Annotated in this window: 19 protein-coding genes and 1 tRNA gene; 6 read left to right on the plus strand and 14 right to left on the minus strand. The window is 45.8% G+C overall.

From position 1 onward, the window contains the following. Positions 1–37: 37 nt before the first annotated feature. The gene (locus IRJ16_RS02060) at positions 38–442 is read left to right on the plus strand and encodes a DUF1761 domain-containing protein (RefSeq protein WP_194109850.1); all 405 of its coding nucleotides are present in this window, start codon (positions 38–40) and stop codon (positions 440–442) included. Positions 443–509: 67 nt separating this feature from the next. Here IRJ16_RS02060 and IRJ16_RS02065 read toward each other — a convergent pair whose 3' ends face one another. From IRJ16_RS02065 to IRJ16_RS02075, 3 genes are all read right to left on the minus strand, one after another. Then, positions 510–1,226, minus strand: coding sequence for a head GIN domain-containing protein (locus IRJ16_RS02065; RefSeq protein WP_194109851.1), 717 nt, complete (start codon positions 1,224–1,226; stop codon positions 510–512). Positions 1,227–1,370: 144 nt separating this feature from the next. Then, positions 1,371–1,556, minus strand: coding sequence for a hypothetical protein (locus IRJ16_RS02070; protein WP_194109852.1), 186 nt, complete (start codon positions 1,554–1,556; stop codon positions 1,371–1,373). A gap of 99 nt (positions 1,557–1,655) precedes the next feature. Next, complete coding sequence (locus tag IRJ16_RS02075) at positions 1,656–2,024, minus strand: DoxX family protein (RefSeq protein WP_194109853.1); 369 nt, start codon at positions 2,022–2,024, stop codon at positions 1,656–1,658. Positions 2,025–2,155: 131 nt separating this feature from the next. On the opposite strand from IRJ16_RS02075, the gene IRJ16_RS02080 reads away from it, so the two are divergent. Both IRJ16_RS02080 and IRJ16_RS02085 read left to right on the plus strand, forming a co-directional pair. Continuing rightward, positions 2,156–2,545, plus strand: coding sequence for a winged helix-turn-helix transcriptional regulator (locus IRJ16_RS02080; RefSeq protein WP_194109854.1), 390 nt, complete (start codon positions 2,156–2,158; stop codon positions 2,543–2,545). A 100-nt stretch (positions 2,546–2,645) separates the two neighbouring features. Then, positions 2,646–2,719, plus strand: a tRNA-His gene (locus tag IRJ16_RS02085). Positions 2,720–2,760: 41 nt separating this feature from the next. Here IRJ16_RS02085 and bla read toward each other — a convergent pair. Beyond that, positions 2,761–3,642 carry a subclass B3 metallo-beta-lactamase gene (bla, locus tag IRJ16_RS02090; protein WP_194109855.1) on the minus strand — a complete coding sequence of 294 codons (882 nt, stop codon included), beginning with the start codon at positions 3,640–3,642 and terminating at the stop codon, positions 2,761–2,763. Positions 3,643–3,697: 55 nt separating this feature from the next. Then, entirely contained in the window at positions 3,698–4,498 is an 801-nt protein-coding gene (locus tag IRJ16_RS02095) for a carbon-nitrogen hydrolase family protein (protein WP_194109856.1), read from the minus strand. 111 nt (positions 4,499–4,609) lie between these two features. Between IRJ16_RS02095 and IRJ16_RS02100 the strand changes: the two genes are divergently transcribed. The 3 genes from IRJ16_RS02100 (at position 4,610) to IRJ16_RS02110 (ending at position 7,896) form a co-directional block, all read left to right on the plus strand. After that, complete coding sequence (locus IRJ16_RS02100; RefSeq protein ID WP_194109857.1) at positions 4,610–6,079, plus strand: TlpA family protein disulfide reductase; 1,470 nt, start codon at positions 4,610–4,612, stop codon at positions 6,077–6,079. Between the two features lie 85 nt (positions 6,080–6,164). Then, positions 6,165–7,280: a serine hydrolase domain-containing protein gene (locus IRJ16_RS02105; protein WP_228079746.1), complete on the plus strand. Its 1,116-nt coding sequence runs from the start codon at positions 6,165–6,167 to the stop codon at positions 7,278–7,280. Further along, positions 7,258–7,896: a class I SAM-dependent methyltransferase gene (locus IRJ16_RS02110; protein ID WP_194109859.1), complete on the plus strand. Its 639-nt coding sequence runs from the start codon at positions 7,258–7,260 to the stop codon at positions 7,894–7,896. The genes IRJ16_RS02105 and IRJ16_RS02110 overlap by 23 nt, the downstream gene beginning before the upstream one ends. On the opposite strand, the gene IRJ16_RS02115 is transcribed toward IRJ16_RS02110, so the two are convergent. From IRJ16_RS02115 to IRJ16_RS02155, 9 genes are all read right to left on the minus strand, one after another. Beyond that, complete coding sequence (locus IRJ16_RS02115; protein WP_228079748.1) at positions 7,890–8,759, minus strand: SDR family oxidoreductase; 870 nt, start codon at positions 8,757–8,759, stop codon at positions 7,890–7,892. The two genes, IRJ16_RS02110 and IRJ16_RS02115, sit on opposite strands and share 7 nt — an antisense overlap. A gap of 4 nt (positions 8,760–8,763) precedes the next feature. Then, a complete protein-coding gene (locus IRJ16_RS02120) occupies positions 8,764–9,528 on the minus strand; it encodes an enoyl-CoA hydratase/isomerase family protein (protein WP_194109860.1) in 765 nt (254 codons plus the stop codon). Continuing rightward, a complete protein-coding gene (locus IRJ16_RS02125; RefSeq protein ID WP_194109861.1) occupies positions 9,525–11,351 on the minus strand; it encodes an AMP-dependent synthetase/ligase in 1,827 nt (608 codons plus the stop codon). The genes IRJ16_RS02120 and IRJ16_RS02125 overlap by 4 nt, the downstream gene beginning before the upstream one ends. A 97-nt stretch (positions 11,352–11,448) precedes the next feature. After that, the gene (locus IRJ16_RS02130) at positions 11,449–12,624 is read right to left on the minus strand and encodes an acetyl-CoA C-acyltransferase (RefSeq protein ID WP_194109862.1); all 1,176 of its coding nucleotides are present in this window, start codon (positions 12,622–12,624) and stop codon (positions 11,449–11,451) included. Positions 12,625–12,830: 206 nt separating this feature from the next. After that, a complete protein-coding gene (locus IRJ16_RS02135) occupies positions 12,831–15,209 on the minus strand; it encodes a 3-hydroxyacyl-CoA dehydrogenase/enoyl-CoA hydratase family protein (protein WP_194109863.1) in 2,379 nt (792 codons plus the stop codon). A 122-nt stretch (positions 15,210–15,331) separates the two neighbouring features. After that, positions 15,332–15,781 (minus strand): DUF2147 domain-containing protein, encoded by a 450-nt coding sequence (locus IRJ16_RS02140; RefSeq protein WP_194109864.1) that lies wholly within the window; start codon positions 15,779–15,781, stop codon positions 15,332–15,334. A gap of 217 nt (positions 15,782–15,998) precedes the next feature. Continuing rightward, positions 15,999–16,268, minus strand: a complete 270-nt coding sequence (locus IRJ16_RS02145) for an acyl-CoA-binding protein (protein WP_194109865.1) — start codon at positions 16,266–16,268, stop codon at positions 15,999–16,001. 24 nt (positions 16,269–16,292) lie between these two features. Further along, a complete protein-coding gene (locus tag IRJ16_RS02150; protein ID WP_194109866.1) occupies positions 16,293–16,745 on the minus strand; it encodes an acyl-CoA thioesterase in 453 nt (150 codons plus the stop codon). A gap of 10 nt (positions 16,746–16,755) precedes the next feature. Continuing rightward, on the minus strand, positions 16,756–17,733 hold the full coding sequence (locus tag IRJ16_RS02155; protein ID WP_194109867.1) for an electron transfer flavoprotein subunit alpha/FixB family protein: 978 nt from the start codon (positions 17,731–17,733) through the stop codon (positions 16,756–16,758). Between the last annotated feature and the right edge of the window lie 74 nt (positions 17,734–17,807).

Raw genomic sequence — 17,807 nt, forward strand, 5'->3', positions numbered from 1 at the left:
TTATATTTACGTCACACTCGCTAAAACAATTTAAACTATGAACCCTGAACTGATCAATTGGCCTGCCGTTGTGGTGGCCGCGCTGTCGGCCTTTATGCTTGGCGGTGTATGGTACGCACGCGGCGTATTTGGCAATGCCTGGATGGCCGCCAACAACCTTACCGACGAAGAGATCGCCAAAGGCAACAAAGGCAAGATCTTTGGTTTAACCGGCGTATTCTCGCTGCTGATGTCGGCCAACCTGGCCATCTTTTTAGCCACGCCCGCAACTACCGTTGCTTGGGGCGCACAAGCCGGTTTCCTTGCCGGGATATGGACATTTAGCGCCATAGCGATCCACAGTTTGTTTGAACTGAAGAGCTGGAAACTGATCTTTATTAATGGAGGATACAGCGTGGTATCGCTGATCATTATGGGCACCATATTGGGTGCGTGGCGGTAATACAAATATACAAAAACATCCGCTATTTTCATAGCGGACGTTCAATTTCTTATCGGTCTCGGGTAAATTAATTCACCTGCTTGATAGATGCCGCGCCTGTCTTTTTACTGTTAACGGTCGGCTGGCCTTTGTATTCTATCTCGCCTGCTCCGGTGGTGTGTACGTTCAACTCGTTCAATACATTGATCTTGCATTTGCTGGCACCGGTGGTCTCCAGATCGTAAGTGCCTACAACCAGGTCGAAGGCATCCAATTTACCTGCGCCGGTCAGTTCAACCATGTGGCGACTGGCCTGACCTATCAAAGTCAATTCGGTAGCACCCGAACCTTTAGTGGTCAATTGGGCAGCGCTGATATCGAGGTTGCCTTTGGTAGCGCCCGAGAAATTCAGGCTAAGATCTTTAACATTTAACTTACCCAGGGATGTCACCTCGATAGCGCCCGAGCTTTTTAATTCTTCAAGATCCTTCACCCCTATCACCACCTCTATCTGCTTGCGGCTGCAGATCTTGCGTGTAGTTTTTATGCGCAGTTCGTCGCCACTTACATCGGTCTTAATAAATTCCATCAAATTATCGTCTGCTGTTACGCTTACGCTAAAACTGCTGTCTTGTTTCAGGGTCACTTTATAATCGCCCGATACATTAATGTTGGTAAAAGCGGCAACTGTGCGATTGTCGGTAGCCATGTCTCCCGTGCCACGTTTGCAACGCATCCGGCAAGATTGAACGGTAGCAACAGATAGTAATGCCAGTAAAGCTATAGTAGTTTTAAGTGTCCTCATAGTATGTGTGAATGTGTTTGCGTTTTTGACGCCGCTTATGGCTGTGATGTTACATCAAAAATAATAAAATAACCGGCAAGGCCATATTAAAATAAGAACGCCCCCTTAAATAAGGAGGCGTATCTGCTTATGCATCATCAAGTTCTATTTGTCTTTTTTGTGCTGAGGCTGATGGGCACTATCTTTACTGGATGTTTGATCTGACCGCTGGCCGCCACCATTGCTGATACCTTTAGACTTCACTTCTTCGCGCTGGTTGGTAAAAGCCCTGTCGGCAGTTGATGTACCTTGCATGTTGCCGGTCTTGTTTGCATTGGGTTGATTTTTCATAACAGTTATGTTTGGTAAATGATATTGCCGGCATTACTACCGACGCTGTACATCTTGCAACAACCATACCGCAAATGCAGATCAGCACATTTTGACGGATCAACTCACCGCTGGCTTTAACTTATGGTAGGCTACGTATGAAGCGATGAGCAGGGCGAAAAATATCATTGGCATTACGCGGTTAGGCACAGGATCGCCAGATGCAATGTGCGCAATGGTAGCCGATATGAATACGATACCGAACCCTGCGTACGCCCACTCTTTAAAACGCGTAGCTACCGGGGCCAATAGTACAATGGCACCTAATATTTTAGCTACGGCCAACTCTATCCTAAAGTAGGAGGCAAAACCCATGTGTTTGAAACCGGCGTCGATGGCCGGGTCGGTAAGGTATTTGTAAGCCGAGAATACCATCATTAACGATACTATGGCGGTGGTTACCCAATAAGTGATCTTTGTTGCTTTCATTTTTTGTGTGTTTTAAATTATGAGGCAAACTTAGGACATACGAGTATCCAAAAGATACTACTATCCCAAAGGATACCGGTATCATTCAGGATAGTGCGTACATTTACGCCGTCAAAAGCGGTTATTGATATATGACATTTTCAAATCCCGATATCGACCATAACTCGGCTGCCTGTACAGCAAGCATTAACGCAGTGAAGGATGCCCTTTACGTGCTGAACGGCAAATGGAAACTCCCGCTCATCATTTCCCTGCTTAACGGACCGCGCCGTTTTAAGGAAGTACAGCGCGACCTGGGCAACATCACGCCCAAAATCCTATCCAAAGAATTGAAAGACCTCGAATTGAACGGATTTATTATCCGCCGGGTGTTCGATACTACACCGGTCACCGTCACCTATCAATTGACACCCTACAGCAAAACGCTGGACAATGTAATAGACGAACTGCGCAAATGGGGAATGCAGCACCGGGCGCATCTGGTAGCCTTAAGCAAGCAGGAATTGCTTGAAAAAGCCTAAAAACATCTTTTTTCATATTGATTTTCAGGCATTGAACGATATCTTTAAAAAAGTGTTTTGAAAATCCAACCCGTATTTCTACATTTGCACTCCCAACACGGTAGATGTAGCTCAGTTGGTTAGAGCATCGGTTTGTGGTACCGAGGGTCGTGGGTTCGAGCCCCATCATTTACCCGAAAGCCTCTCATGAAAATGGGAGGCTTTTGTTGTTTTAATTACTTTTTCTTCCCTACCATCTTATCAAATTCTGCCTGCAGATCGTTCAATGCTTTTTCATAACCAGCCTGGTCGACAAATTTAGCCGGATCATAAGCATCACCCGGTGTATGTTTTTGATGCAGACCGAACTGACTGGCGTGCGATGAAACCCAGATATCAAATTTCAAAGTCTTCATTTTTCTTAAGGTGGTAACATAGTCTTTCTCTACCGTTGGGTATGACGGCAACTGACCAAATGGCTTTTCAGTAACGATAGTAGGCATATTGGCGATCAGTACGCGGTAGGTTCTCTTTCCTTCGGATGTGGTCAGCATGTAACTGCATGAGCCTTGGGTATGGCCGGGGTGATCCAACATCGCCAATTTTGTTGCGCCTAAGGTGATCACATCTCCATCGTGCAGTAGCTTATCGGGAGTAACAGGCGTGTAGACAGGCTTTCCATTACCAAGCGCGTAATCGGATGCACCACCATCTTTCATTACTTGGGCATCCTTAGCGTTGACGTAAACTTTTGCACCTGTCAGCTTTTTAAGGGCTGCCATGGCACCCATATGATCAAAATGCGCTTGGGTGGTTAAGAGTATCTTAGTATCGGATAGTTTAAAACCAAGTGTGCGGATATTATTAGCGATGATCTTATCAGAATTTGCCAGCCCTGTATTGATAAGGATATTGCCTTTATCGGTCGTAATAAGAAAACAGCCCAGATCATATGTGCCCACGTAATAAAGGTTGCCTGCTATACGGAAAGGCTGGTACGGGCGCGACCATTCGGCAGGGTTGTTCTTAGGTTCGTTTACCGTTTGGGCAAATGAAATATTGGGCAGCGTGCAAGTACCGGTGATCAATATCGTAAATATGAAGGCTCTGAATGTCATGAAACAAAGATAACCATCAAACCCTTCAGTCCATTAATATCATTTTGAGAGAAGATCAAATCACCGCCCCGTTATACAACCGGTTTTTAAAACGCTTAGCTAAATAGCCGGTCGCTTTATCAGGGCCTATATCGGCTACGGTCACCCCGACTTCAGTGTAGGGTGCATGCGCCAAAACTTCACCATTAGGCGCTATAATAGAAGAGGCCGACTCCGGATACTTGGTGGCATAATTACAGCTGGCGAAGTAAATGGTATTTTCCAATGCGCGCATCATCATGGCTTTTTCGTAGTAAGGATTGTTCATACTCCCCCATTCGGTTGGCACTGTGCCCTCAATGTCACTACCAGCCAAATGCGGATGGAACACCAGATGTGCCCCTTGCTGTGCCGCCCAACGCACCGACTCGGGATAACGGAAACCTTCGTGGCAGATGGTCAAACCGAACTTTAACCCGTCGACCTCAAATAATTGACGCTTCGTTCCGGGCGACCAAATATCGTCTTCGGATGGGTCCAATTGATTTTTGGTTTGATAGCCTAACACCTCCCCTTCCTTACCGATCACCTGCGCCACATTATAGATCCTATCATCTTTGTAAAGATCCATCGGCATAATAATGGCGATAGAATTATCCTTAGCTATTTCGCATACCTTGTTTAAAGCATCTTGTAATTTCTCGGCCCCGGCTTCTTCGGGAACGAAACCAAGTCCGGGATAACCAGGCAAGTACGATTCGGGAAAGCAAACAATGACCGCACCTTGCAGCGCAGCGTCTTTAACAAGTTTTTCGATCCAGTATAAACCGTCAGCAATGCTCTTGGGATATGGCGGGGAAGCTAAAGCGATCTTCATGTGATAAAGTTAACACTTAGCCACTTTTTAGTGAGGAAAATTATTTCAGTATTTAAACTAAATCCTTCGTTATTGTTTTATACATTTGATAAACCCAACGTAACAACCGCCATGAAACCTTCAATAATTGCCTTTTTAACGCTCCTCGCCGGTACTGCATCAGCCCAAAATTTAAATCTATCAGGCACAATACCCGGTATCGCCGGCAAGAAACTGGAGATAAAACAACTGGACCATCTAAAAGCAGATATAAAGGTCGAAGCCGACGGTAAGTTCAGTACCAGCTTGACGTTAAAGCCCGGTTACTATGATCTTACCAATATTGATCAGCCTGTATTTCTTGAGCCGGGTATGACACTTGATATCGACAAGGGTACTGACCATACCGTATTTACCGGCAAGGGCAGTGCTGAGAACAAAGCGATACAGCAGATAACGCAACTGAAGCAAAAGTCATTCCCTCTAGCCTACAATAGATTTACCAATGAAATAAATATGGTAGAGCCGTCGGCCTTTTTTAGTTCGGTAGAGAAATTTAAAAAAACCGCAACGACGGTAGTTAATAAGACCACCGGTTCTGCCTATTTTAAAAAGTCACAAACAGATGACATCAAATTTGAGGAGCAAAAGCTTAAGATGGATTACCTGCCTAATTACGGTATAGATACAACGATGCAAAGGCAGCTTTCTATCATTCAGTTCGAATGGATAAAAAATCAACGCCTTGGTAAAGTTGATACCGCTTTGACTGCCCGCATGAAAAAGATGCAGAAGGACATGCATGTAAAAACCATGTCGGCCGCCGATAGCGCAAAATGTAACGTTTTGAACGATCTGAATTTGAACGATGCTTTTGCATATCAGAACTCGGCAAGTTACCGGGCTTTGTTTCAGCAATGCATCATCAACCTTAATAATGCCATGTGGGCTAAAGATAAGTCTGTTTCAGGAAAGGCATTTAACGACAAAATAAATGCTACCTACATTACAGACCCCATCATAAAAAAAGAGCTTGAATTTCAATATGTACTGGGCCAGTTCAGGATGAAAAGAGACATTGACAAGGCTTATCAGGAATATAGCAATTCTGACGCCGACAAAAATTACATTGCAGAAATTACGCGCATTTACAGAGGCAGTAAAACTTTAGAAGGTACTACGGCTCCTGATTTTACGTACGCAGATAAAAATGGTGATAAAATAAGCCTGAGCGACATGAAAGGCAATTACGTTTTCATTGATTTTTGGGCGACCTATTGCTTGCCATGCATTGGCCAGATACCGGCCATCAAGGATATGGAAAAAAGGTATGCAGGTAAGAATATCAAGTTTGTAAGCGTATCGGTAGACCCTAAAGAAGACGAGGCTAAGTGGAAAAAATTTATTGCCGAAAATAACATGGAAGGCATACAATTATCAGCTATTGGATCCGATGATAAATTCAAAAATTATTTCAATGTGTCGGGCATACCGCGTTTTATTTTGATCGATCCGGCCGGCAAGGTCGTGTCCGAAGATGCGCTAAAGCCTGCAGATCCGGAGTTACAAAAACAGATAGATGCGTTGGTAAGTAAAAATTAGTGCCGGCATAGCGGCGATAATGTTATCTTGATCTGTAATTTTGGTTATGCTCAAGATAACGTTAAGATCGATATTAATGCTTTTGATGACATTGATCATCTCATCTCGGATAACTTTAGCTCAAACCGCAAAGACCGAGACAGACATCGACGCCATCATCAAAAAATTCGACGCCGTAGGTTTGGCTGTAGCCGTAGTGAAGGATAATAAGCTCATATATACTCATTCGTTCGGATTGAAAGATATCGGGCAAAACGTGCCACTAAACAACACTGACATCTTCCGGATAGCTTCTATTTCCAAATCCTTTTCCGCCACAGGCATTATGCAGTTAGCCGAGGCGAAGAAACTATCCCTTGATGATGACTTTAGCAAACTGATCGGCTTTAAGATACGCAACCCTAAATATCCCGAAACCGTGATCACTTTACGAATGGTAATGTCGCATACATCGAGCATTAACGACAGCCAGGGTTATTTCAATTTAGATGTGATCAACCCCGATAAAAGCACAAACTGGGCTAAATGTTACAACGACTATGAGCCGGGCAAAGGCTATCAGTATTGTAACTTAAATTACAATATGGTAGGTACCGTGATCGAAAAAATATCCGGCGAACGTTTTGATCATTACATCAAGCACCATATTATTGAACCCCTTGGGCTATATGCAGGTTATGAGGTGAGCATGCTGGACAGCGCTCGTTTTGTTACCCTTTATGAGTATAATCGGAATACCAAAACATTCGTACCTGCCCCGTTGGCATACAACCCGCGACGCAACGAGATAGAAAACTACGTGATGGGCAGCAATACGCCGATCTTCTCGCCCACAGGGGGCATGAAGATATCAGCCACTGATCTGGCCCGTTACATGATGATGCACATGAACTACGGCAAAGCGCCGAAAGGTAAGCGCATCATATCAAAAGAGAGCGCTAAAACGATGCAGACACAAATTGCCGATAAGGACGGTTACGGACTGGCCATCCGCACGGTGACCGACCTGATCCCGGGGACAATTATGAAAGGCCATACAGGTTCAGCTTATGGGCTATACAGCGCCATGTTCTTTCAACCCGAACAAAAATTCGGTTTTGTAGTGATTACCAACGGGACCAGTTCAAATCCAAACATTGATATCACACCGATCTTACGCGAAACCATCAACAGCCTGTATGATAACCTGGTTAAAAAGTAAGATGGCGGCTAATGACTTGGTGAGGGATAGTTATGCAATTTCTTATTACCACCGGCAAATGATCAAACATTATGGCAAAGACAGCAGCTTTGCCTTAGGCTGGCGCGATGAGGAAAGCCAGTTGATCCGTTTTAAAGTTTTGGCGGGTATAGGCGATTTGAATGGCTGTACCGTATTAGATGCAGGATGTGGTTACGCGGATCTGTACCGTTACCTAACCGATCTGTATCCCGCGCTTCGATATTATTACGGCATAGAACAGATCCCCGAATTATATGACGAAGCAGTTAAACAATATAGCGATCTGAAAAATACATCTTTCATGTCGGGCAGTTTTATCAGCAAACAGCTACCTACAACCGATTATGTATTTGCGAGTGGCTCACTAAACTATGGTAGTCAAGATCCGGAATTCATTTTCAAAGCGATCACCAAACTTTATAATGACTGCACAATTGGCCTCGCCTTTAATTTTTTGCGGGAGATGCCGGTGAAAGGTCTATTGGTTGCTTACGACCGGGAAGTGATATTGAACCATTGCCGGACTTTAACCGATAAGATCACTATAACTGACGATTATGTAGATGAGGATATAACGATATACCTCTATCATTGAGCCGACCTCGTCGCTTTCTCTATGGCATCCCACATATCATCGGGCACCATTTCCAAAGCATTGAACTGACCTGCACCTTGCAGCCATTCGCCACCATCAATCGTGATCACCTCGCCATTGATATAGCCGGAAAAGTCGGATACCAAAAACGCAGATAAGTTAGCCAACTCCTGATGCTCCCCTACACGCTTTAAAGGAACACGGTTCTTAAAATCAAATTTCTCTGCCATTTCGCCAGGTAGGAGACGCTCCCATGCACCTTTGGTCGGGAACGGTCCGGGGGCTATAGCGTTGGTGCGGATACCTCTCCTGCCCCACTCGGCAGCTAATGAACGGGTCATAGCCAATACCCCGCCTTTGGCTGCTGCTGATGGAACAACATAAGCCGAACCGGTAAAAGCATAAGTAGTTACAATATTCAGGATATTACCGGGTAGTTTTTGGTTGATCCAATATTTACCTAAAGCCAACGAGCAGTTAGATGAGCCTTTAAGTACGATATCAATAACAGCCGAGAATGCATTGGCAGACAGTCGCTCCGTGGGTGATATGAAGTTACCTGCCGCATTATTGAGTAAGGCATCCACCTTACCGAATTTCTCGACCGACACTTTTAACATCTCTTCCACCTGGGCATATTCGCGAACATCGCATTTTACGGCTAAAACTTTGCCGCCTGTTTCTGCTTCCATTTCGGAGGCGGTCTTTTGCAACACGTCCAGTTTACGGCTGGTGATCACCAGGTTAGCGCCTAATTGCAAAAAATAAGTACCCATGGCTTTGCCCAAGCCCGTACCACCACCGGTAACGATGATGGTCTTACCTTTCAGCGCGTCGTCCTTTAACATTCCTGTAACTGCCATAGCTTTATTTTTTAGCGGTTAGCTGTTGTATCATCATTTCTAAACCTTTGCGGGTAGCTGGTGCCCACCATTGTTTAAGCATCACATCCAACGTGGCGCTTTGGTCGGCATTCAGTTTGTTTATCAGTTCGCGCCGTAAATTCAATTTGCTTTGGCTCCAGGTGAAATTGTTCAGTTTCATATAGGCGTGGGCTTTAGCTTCGGCCTGTGCCAATACATCCTGTGCCGGAACAACCTCATCAACCAAACCATTAGCCAAAGCATCGGCAGGAGAAAGTAATTTGCCCTCCATCAGGTATTGATAAGCCTTGTGTTGGTCCAACCAAAATGCGTATAAATTGAATACGCTATCCGGCACAATGATGCCTACAGGTATCTCGTTCAGGCCAATAATATACTGACCTTCGCCCATTACCCGATAGTCGCAACAGATAGCGATCACACATCCACCAGCGGGACTATGTCCGGTAATAGCTGCCACCAAAGGCTTAGAGAAAGATGCCAATGCGACCTGCATTTGCAAAAAGTCTACCCAAAAGGCGCGGATCTGTTCCTCATTGTAGCTATAAGCTTCTATCAGGTCGATACCCGATGAAAAAAAACCGTCTTTCCCGGTAATGACAACGGCACTAACTTCTTTATTATGCTCAAAGTCCTGGATACACGCAGTCAGGTCTTTTATTAACTGGTGGTTGATCGGGTTCGACCGTCCCCTGTCCAGCGTAACGGTAGCCAGGCCATCTACGATATTTAATTGTATAGTGCTCATACGTGCGCGGGGCTAACTTCAATACAGCCGGCAGCGATCTGTCCGTCAGCATATAAACGATTTATTTGCGTGTCGTATTTCTCTGTGATCACCTTACGTTTCATCTTTCCGGTCGGGGTTAACTCGCCACGCTCTACCGACCATTCGTCGGCCAGTAAAGCGATCTTTTTCACTTGCTCTACATGATTAAATTCGGCATTAAAACCGCCTACCGCTTTCTTGAACAGATCCAGGACCCGCGTATCTTTGATCAGCTCATGATGGTTGTCCACTGGGATATCATGCTCCTTGCACCAGGGCAACAGATTAGTATAAGACGGAACGATCAATGCCGCTACATATTTGCGGCCGGAGCCCACAACCATCATCTGCTCAATAAAATGATTCTCTTTCATTTTATTTTCGATAGGTAGCGGGGCAACGTATTTACCGCCTGATGTTTTGAAAATCTCTTTCTTTCGATCTGTGATCTTTAAAAATTTTCCGTCTTCTAATGTGCCGATATCCCCTGTATGGAACCATCCATCCTGCATTACCTCGGCGGTCATCTCCGGATTTTTGTAGTAACCGGCCATTACGTTATCGCCCTTGCAAAGGATCTCGCCATCGTCGGCTATCTTCACTTCAACATCTCCCAAAAGCGGACCTACAGTTCCAAATTTGCGCAGATGAGGATGGTATTGATTAACGGCAATAACCGGCGAGGTCTCGGTCAGGCCATAACCTTCCAAGATCACTATGTTAGCTGCCGTAAAGATCTTCTCTAATTTGATCGGCGTAGCCGAACTACCAACAACGATGGCTCTCACGTTACCGCCAATAGCCGCCCGCCATTTACTGTAAACCAATTTATCTGCGATAGCTAACTTCAATTTATACCAGGCACTGGTACCGGATATCTCGAACTGCTCAGCAACAGTTATTGACCATAAAAAGATCTTCTTTTTGATGCCGGTCAGCTTTTGCCCTTCGCCCATAATACGTTCAAAAACCTTTTCCAACAAGCGTGGAACAGCGGTAAAAATGTCCGGTTTCACCTCACGCAAGTTCGGGCCGATGGTTTCCATGCTTTCGGCATACGATATCGAGAAACCATTAAACAAGTAGATGTAGGTACACATTTTCTCAAAAATGTGATTCAACGGCAAAAAGCTCAATGCGCTTTTATTCGGTGCGGGTACCTGATCAAGAACCTTGCTCGAATCCAGCACGTTGGTCAGGATATTTTTATGCGTCAGCATTACGCCTTTGGGTCTGCCTGTAGTGCCAGAAGTATAGATGATCGTGGTGACATCCTCGGCACGCACCTTATTACTTTCCGCTTTGATCTTTTCTTCGTCGCCGCTCTTTAACGGGCCAAGTATCGTCGTCCAATGCAGACAACCCGCCACCTCGTCAAAAGCATATATCTCTCGCAACGATGGGATATGTTCCCTTACTTCGGTTATCTTACCACAAAGCTCGGCATTACTTACAAACACGTATCTGACCTCGGCCTCGTTCAGGATCTGCTCCAATTCTTTGGCGTTACTGTTAGGGTACAGCGGCACCAAAATAGCACCTATCTGCTGTACCGCAAGGTCCAGTATCACCCACTCCGGTCGACCATTACTGATCAGCGCGATCTTGTCCCTGCCCTCGGTAGTCGCGTCACCGGCCGATATACCAGCATTAAGCAAAGCCATGGACAACTGGTTGACCATGGTATGCACTTCGGCAGTACTATACGGCTTCCACTCGCCATTAACCTTAGCATTCAGCAGACCGCCCACCGGTGCTGCTGCCTGTACCGGCATACAATCAAATAATCTTGTGGCGTTCATTCTTCTCAGTAATTAGTGATCGGTTAACCGGTGATCAGTTTATTAGTTAACGGCAACCATCGACTGATCACTGATCACTAATTAACCGTTCACCGATCTATAACAACTCAAATATTCCCGCTGCTCCTTGTCCTGTGCCTACGCACATGGTCACCATGCCGTATTTTTTATCTCTTCGCCGTAATTCATTGAACAACTGTACAGACAACTTTGCCCCTGTACACCCCAACGGGTGACCCAAGGCGATAGCCCCGCCGTTAACATTCACAATATCCTGATCCAATTCCAAGCCCTTAATGATGGCCAGTGATTGCGACGCAAAAGCCTCATTCAGTTCGATAAGGTCGATATCCTGCTGTTTCATCCCGGCAGCTTTCAACACCTTAGGGATAGCCACCAGCGGACCGATACCCATTATCCTTGGCGGTACGCCGGCCACGGCATAGTTGACCATACGGGCGATCGGTGTCAGGTTATTGGCCTTTAAAAAGCGTTCTGATACTACCATCACAAATGCCGCGCCATCGCTGGTTTGCGATGAATTACCGGCGGTCACAACACCTTTGGCATCAAAAACAGGCTTCAGTTTGGCTAAAGCATCTAAAGAAGTATCGGCACGCGGGCCTTCGTCAGTATCAACGGTAAAGTCGCGTTTCTTTTTCTTGCCGCTTTCATCTACATAAACCTCGGTAATATTTACCGGGACTATCTCATCCTTAAATTTACCGTCTGAGATAGCCTTGATGGCCTTTTGATGCGAATTAAAAGCGAACTGATCCTGCTCCTCGCGACCAACATTGTACTCTTTAGCAACTGCCTCAGCCGTTAAGCCCATCCCCCAATAGTAATCGGGGTTTGTTAACGCAATATCCGTATTAGGCACGATACGCCAGCCGCCCATAGGCAGCAAACTCATGCTTTCTACGCCGCCGGCGATGATACAACCAGATATACCTGCCGATATTTTGGCTGATGCGATAGCGATCGTCTCCAATCCCGATGCGCAGTATCGGTTCACCGTCATGCCCGGCACTTTGTCGGTATCCAATGCCATCAGCGATATCAAGCGGGCAACGTTAAGGCCTTGCTCAGCCTCGGGCGTCGCATTACCTACGATCACGTCATCTATCTGATCCTTATCAACATTAGGCACCGATGCCATTAAATTTTTGATCACATCCGCCGCCAGTGTATCCGGCCTGGTGAACCTGAACCCACCTCTTGTGGCCTTACCAACTGCGCTGCGGCTTGCTGCTACTATGTATGCGTCCATGCTTATTTTTTTAGTAGAGTCAAGAATATAGAATCAAGAATTAAGACAATTACATCGTTCTTTACTTTGACCACTTTATCTTGGCTCTTGACTCTATATTCCTGATTCTTTCCTCAATTTCTATCTTGATTCTTTACTCTTGACTCCTGGCTCTCTTTTCCAGACTTCCGTCTTGTCTCTTGATTCTTTACTCTTGACTCTAATACCTAATTCCTCAGCACCTTCCCGCCCGTCACAATACTCTGTATCCGCTCTAAAGTTTTGCGCTCCATGCAGAGCTGCAAAAATGCTTCGCGCTCTAAATTGAGCAGATATTCTTCACTAACCGTGGTAGGTTGCGACAGGTCGCCACCACAGAGAACATAAGCTAACTTTTGCGATATTTTCACATCATGCTCGCTGATGTAATTGCCACTGTACATACTATTTGCACCTATGTAACCTAAGCCCAAAGCCTGCTTGCCTAATACACGAATATCTGTACGTGGTATCGGCTGCACATAACCTTCGTCTGCCATGGTCAAACATTGTTGCTTAGCTTCAGCTAACAAACGGTTACGTGATACGACCACGACATCGCGGCCTTTCTTTAAATGTCCTAATTCAAAGGCCTCATAAGCAGACGTCGAAACTTTGGCCTGGCCAATGGTCAAGAATCTGTCGCGGAAATTATTCATTTCGATATCGCCATCCTGCAGGTCATCTGATAAGCGTAAAGCGAACTCCTTGGTACCGCCGCCGCCCGGGATCAATCCTACCCCGAACTCAACCAAGCCCATATATAACTCGGCATGAGCTACTACCTTATCAGCATGCAGGCACATCTCGCATCCTCCGCCCAAGGCCATTTGATGCGGTGCGATCACTACCGGGATGGACGAATAACGTATCCGCATCATCGTATTCTGGAAGGCGCGGATAACCATACTCAGTTCATCAAACTCTTGCTCTACCGCCATCATAAAGATCATCCCAACATTGGCTCCTGCACTGAAGTTGACTCCTTCGTTAGAGATGACCAAACCTTTGTAAGATGCCTCGGCAAGGGTAATGGCTTTGTTGATACCCTCTATCACCTCGCCACCTATGGTATTCATCTTGGTATGGAATTCCAGGTTGATGATGCCGTCGCCAAGGTCGGTAATGGTGGTACCGCTATTCTTCCACAAGGTTTTGCTTGCGCGGATGTTATCCAGCAAGATGAACTGCTCGGTACCCGGGATAACTTTATACGACTTACTGGGGATATCGTAATATTTTTTATGACCGTCCTCTATTTTATAAAACGACGTCGCGCCGCTCTCCAGCATATCGTAAACCCATTGTGCAGGGTTATGGCCAATGGCCTCCATAGCTTTAACAGTATTCTCTACGCCCAAAGCATCCCACTTTTCGAATGGCCCCATATCCCAGCCGAAACCGGCGTTCATGGCAGCATCGATCTTAAATAATTCGTCGGCTATCTCCGGGATACGGTTGCTGGAATAAGCGAATAATTGATAGAACACTTCGCGGTAAAAGTCCCCGGCTTTGTCTTTAGCAGCAAAAAGGATCTTTAAACGCTCATTCATATTATCCACTGTCTTGGTGGTATCCAAAACTGGGAATTTAACTTTTTGCGATGGTTTGTATTCCAGGGTTTTCAGATCAAGCGCAAAGAATTCGCTTTTACCGTCCACCTTTTGTTTTTTATAGAACCCCTGTTCGGTTTTGCTGCCCAGCCATTTGTTCTCAGCCATTTTGCTGACAAATCCGGGAACACCGAATAGGGCATTAGCCTCATCGTCAGGCGCATTTTGTTTCAGTCCGTTGGCTACATGCACCATGGTATCCAAACCCACCACATCTGTAGTGCGGAATGTAGCCGATTTAGGGTGACCGATAACCGGACCGGTCAGTTTATCAACCTCTTCAACCGTCAAGCCTGACTTTTCTACATAATGCAAAATGCTCATGATGCTGAATACGCCGATACGGTTACCAATAAAGGCGGGGGTATCTTTTGCTAACACGGTGGTCTTACCTAAGAACTTTTCTCCAAAATGCATCAGAAAATCCACCACCTCAGGTAACGTATCTTTGGTCGGAATGACCTCTAACAGTTTCAGATAGCGCGGGGGGTTAAAGAAGTGGCTACCGCAGAAGTGTTTTTTAAAGTCCTCGCTCCTGCCTTCGGTCATCAAATGGATCGGTATACCCGAAGTATTTGAGGTGATCAGCGTACCCGGCTTGCGGAACTGCTCAACCTTTTCAAAAACCTGTTGCTTGATATCAAGGCGCTCTACCACAACCTCTATCACCCAATCGCAATCGGCAATTTTGGACATATCGTCATCAAAATTCCCGGTAGTGATCCGCTTGGCGAAAGACTTTAAATAGATAGGTGAAGGATTTGATTTTAGCGCAAAATTGAGCGCATCATCCACGATCTTATTGCGGCTCTTTTTATCAGCAGCGGCATCTTTTGGGACGATATCCAGTAGCAGCACCTGCACGCCAATGTTAGCGAAGTGGCAGGCGATCCTGCTCCCCATCACACCAGAGCCTAATACAGCTACTTTTTTAATTATACGTTTAGTGTTCATCTTGGATAGATGTAAAGTTTAACGTGCGGTATTTTAAAAGCACAAAGGGCAAAGTATAGGAAGCACAAGGGCACAAAGCCTAAATAGCTTTGCAAAACCTTTGTATTCGTCAGATCAATAGTTTAATCGGCCCTGGTAAAGGTAGTGGTGCGGCCTAATAACGAGATACCAATGTATCCGCGGATATCAAGCGAGTTACCTTTCAGGGTCATTTTGCAGGAATATGTTTTACCGTTTTGCGGATCGTAGATCGTTCCATCAACGTATTTGTTGTCACCGTCTTTAACAAACCCGTTCAGTACAGGTAATCCTAAACGCGGACGGGTGCGTAATTTCTCGTTGGTATTCATCTCGTCCAATTTTGGTTTGCCGTCTTTCAAAGGTTCTTTTAGCCAAACTACCTTACCATTAAACTTGCCTGAGGCATCTTTCTTGATCTCGACCTTGCCGGTCTTCTCGGCGTTGAACCATTGGCCCTCGATCTTGTCCTGCGCTTTAGCCGCAATGTTAACGCCAATAACCGCCAGCAAAATAAATGCGGTACGGATGAAATGTTTTTTGATCTCAGTCATCTTCTTTCAGGAATTAGGGCGACCATTCATTGGGATAGAACGACCTACCGGTTTTATAATTGGTTTGTGTAAGCAATTAACGCAATTAAGCGCGAATTGCAAAGGTTTATAAGGCGGAAAGATCTGTCAATTTTTCCACCCCTCCCAAACCCTCCCGAAGGGGAGGGCTTTAAAAGTAAAGGCTTATATTCCTCCCCTTCGGGGAGGCCGGGATGGGTCACTCCTTCGCCTTCAACCCTTTAAATATCTCGATATACTGGTTCATCGCATCTTCAGAGCTTAAACCGGCCTGACCTTTCCAGGCGGTGTATTTGGCAGCGGCGACAAAATCAAACATGCCGGGTTTTTCGGTATCGGCAGGCATATCGCCGTCAGTGGCTTGTTTGTACAGGCTGTACAGTTTTAGTAAAGTCTCGTTGTCCGGACGCTTGGTCAGTTGCTTGCTTTGGGCAACGGCATCGTCAAAAGTCGCTTTCAGATCGCTCATAGGTTGTGTTGTAGTTTAGTAAAATTATTCTTTTGCTTTCGGCACCTCTTCGGCATAGTCAGCCGACCGGGGCGCGTGTGCAAACATATCGCTTATTTGGGTTGGCAGTATAGCCAATTTGCGTTTTTCCATATCTATCCAGGATCCATCGGCAATAACCACGGCGGCCTTAACGCCATCGCCGCGATAAATCTCGTGTCTGATCGTCCACCGCGAACCATCTACACGTGAGCTAAGTACCTCGCACACAACAGTAATGGTATCACCAAGAGAAACCTCACGCAAGTATTTCAGTTCTTCACGAAACAATACCGGACCGATCTTAGCTTCCAGCAATGTCGTTGCCTTCATACCGATACTTTGGAGCATATTCAGCCTTGCCTGTGCGCAAACGTCGGCATAAGCCGAGTGGCGCATATGTTGATTAGCGTCTATCTGTGCCCAAAGCACCTGTCCCTGGTAAAACGCGTTCTCCATTTTTGGATACTTATTTATGGGTCTCTTTAAACTTTTTAACGGCGGCGGTTAGTCGAGGTAATATCTCTAAAGCATCACCTACCACGCCGTAGTTCCCTGCTTTAAAGAACGGTGCTTCGGGGTCTTTGTTTATCACCACAATGGTTTTTGACCCGTTAACACCTGCCAAATGCTGGATAGCACCGGATATACCTACCGCGATATACAAATTAGGACGGATGGTTCCCCCTGTTTGCCCCACATGCTCGTGATGAGGGCGCCAATGCGCATCTGCCACCGGGCGAGAGCAGGCTGTTGCCGCACCCAGCTCCTTAGCTAAGTCTTCGATCAGTCCCCAATTCTCAGGACCTTTCAGTCCACGACCACCGGATACTACCAATTCAGCCTCAGCCAATAGCACTTCGCCTTTCACTTTATTCACTTCTTTGACGGTGACGCCAAAGTCTTTTGGGCCAAAGCTGACTTGAAGTTGTTCTATCGTTGCTTTGCCATCGGCTTTACTTAATTGGAAAGTATTTGGCATAAGCGTAATTACCTTTACATCGCTGGTTACATTTACATAGGCGAACGCCTTGCCCGAGAATACAGCTTTTTTGATAGTAAAACCTTTTGCCTTATCCGGAAGTGATAACGCACCTGACACCAGACCGGCATTCAATTTTACAGCTACACGTGGTGCAACAGCACGACCGTTAACATCATGCATCATAATGATCACTTTGCTTCCCTCCTTTTGGGCAGCCGTTAAAATAGCGGTGGTGTAGGCACGGGCATGCAGATCATTCAACCGGGCATCACTTACCTGCAATACTTTTTGAGCGCCGTATTCGCCAAGGGCGCTTATCGCATCCTCACTAAGCGCCCCCAAGACCAAAGCAGCAACGCCCGATCCATCGGCTTTAGCTATTTCGGCAGCGTATTGCACTGCCTCGAAACTTTTCTTTTTGATATCTCCTTCGGTATGTTCTACCAATACTAATACAGACATGTTTTCTTTAGATTTGAGATGTTGAAATTAGATATGAGACGTGAGATATGAGATTTGAGACGTGTTGTACTTTT

It is taken from the genome of Mucilaginibacter myungsuensis (assembly GCF_015222005.1).
Taxonomy (GTDB): domain Bacteria; phylum Bacteroidota; class Bacteroidia; order Sphingobacteriales; family Sphingobacteriaceae; genus Mucilaginibacter; species Mucilaginibacter myungsuensis.

What these genes read in the sequence shown, in the direction of transcription:
- IRJ16_RS02060 (WP_194109850.1), top strand. Translation starts at nt 38, where the DNA reads ATGAACCCTGAACTGATCAATTGGCCTGCCGTTGTGGTGGCCGCGCTG.
- IRJ16_RS02065 (WP_194109851.1), bottom strand. Translation starts at nt 1,226, where the DNA reads ATGAGGACACTTAAAACTACTATAGCTTTACTGGCATTACTATCTGTT.
- IRJ16_RS02070 (WP_194109852.1), bottom strand. Translation starts at nt 1,556, where the DNA reads ATGAAAAATCAACCCAATGCAAACAAGACCGGCAACATGCAAGGTACA.
- IRJ16_RS02075 (WP_194109853.1), bottom strand. Translation starts at nt 2,024, where the DNA reads ATGAAAGCAACAAAGATCACTTATTGGGTAACCACCGCCATAGTATCG.
- IRJ16_RS02080 (WP_194109854.1), top strand. Translation starts at nt 2,156, where the DNA reads ATGACATTTTCAAATCCCGATATCGACCATAACTCGGCTGCCTGTACA.
- bla (WP_194109855.1), bottom strand. Translation starts at nt 3,642, where the DNA reads ATGACATTCAGAGCCTTCATATTTACGATATTGATCACCGGTACTTGC.
- IRJ16_RS02095 (WP_194109856.1), bottom strand. Translation starts at nt 4,498, where the DNA reads ATGAAGATCGCTTTAGCTTCCCCGCCATATCCCAAGAGCATTGCTGAC.
- IRJ16_RS02100 (WP_194109857.1), top strand. Translation starts at nt 4,610, where the DNA reads ATGAAACCTTCAATAATTGCCTTTTTAACGCTCCTCGCCGGTACTGCA.
- IRJ16_RS02105 (WP_228079746.1), top strand. Translation starts at nt 6,165, where the DNA reads ATGACATTGATCATCTCATCTCGGATAACTTTAGCTCAAACCGCAAAG.
- IRJ16_RS02110 (WP_194109859.1), top strand. Translation starts at nt 7,258, where the DNA reads ATGATAACCTGGTTAAAAAGTAAGATGGCGGCTAATGACTTGGTGAGG.
- IRJ16_RS02115 (WP_228079748.1), bottom strand. Translation starts at nt 8,759, where the DNA reads ATGGCAGTTACAGGAATGTTAAAGGACGACGCGCTGAAAGGTAAGACC.
- IRJ16_RS02120 (WP_194109860.1), bottom strand. Translation starts at nt 9,528, where the DNA reads ATGAGCACTATACAATTAAATATCGTAGATGGCCTGGCTACCGTTACG.
- IRJ16_RS02125 (WP_194109861.1), bottom strand. Translation starts at nt 11,351, where the DNA reads ATGAACGCCACAAGATTATTTGATTGTATGCCGGTACAGGCAGCAGCA.
- IRJ16_RS02130 (WP_194109862.1), bottom strand. Translation starts at nt 12,624, where the DNA reads ATGGACGCATACATAGTAGCAGCAAGCCGCAGCGCAGTTGGTAAGGCC.
- IRJ16_RS02135 (WP_194109863.1), bottom strand. Translation starts at nt 15,209, where the DNA reads ATGAACACTAAACGTATAATTAAAAAAGTAGCTGTATTAGGCTCTGGT.
- IRJ16_RS02140 (WP_194109864.1), bottom strand. Translation starts at nt 15,781, where the DNA reads ATGACTGAGATCAAAAAACATTTCATCCGTACCGCATTTATTTTGCTG.
- IRJ16_RS02145 (WP_194109865.1), bottom strand. Translation starts at nt 16,268, where the DNA reads ATGAGCGATCTGAAAGCGACTTTTGACGATGCCGTTGCCCAAAGCAAG.
- IRJ16_RS02150 (WP_194109866.1), bottom strand. Translation starts at nt 16,745, where the DNA reads ATGGAGAACGCGTTTTACCAGGGACAGGTGCTTTGGGCACAGATAGAC.
- IRJ16_RS02155 (WP_194109867.1), bottom strand. Translation starts at nt 17,733, where the DNA reads ATGTCTGTATTAGTATTGGTAGAACATACCGAAGGAGATATCAAAAAG.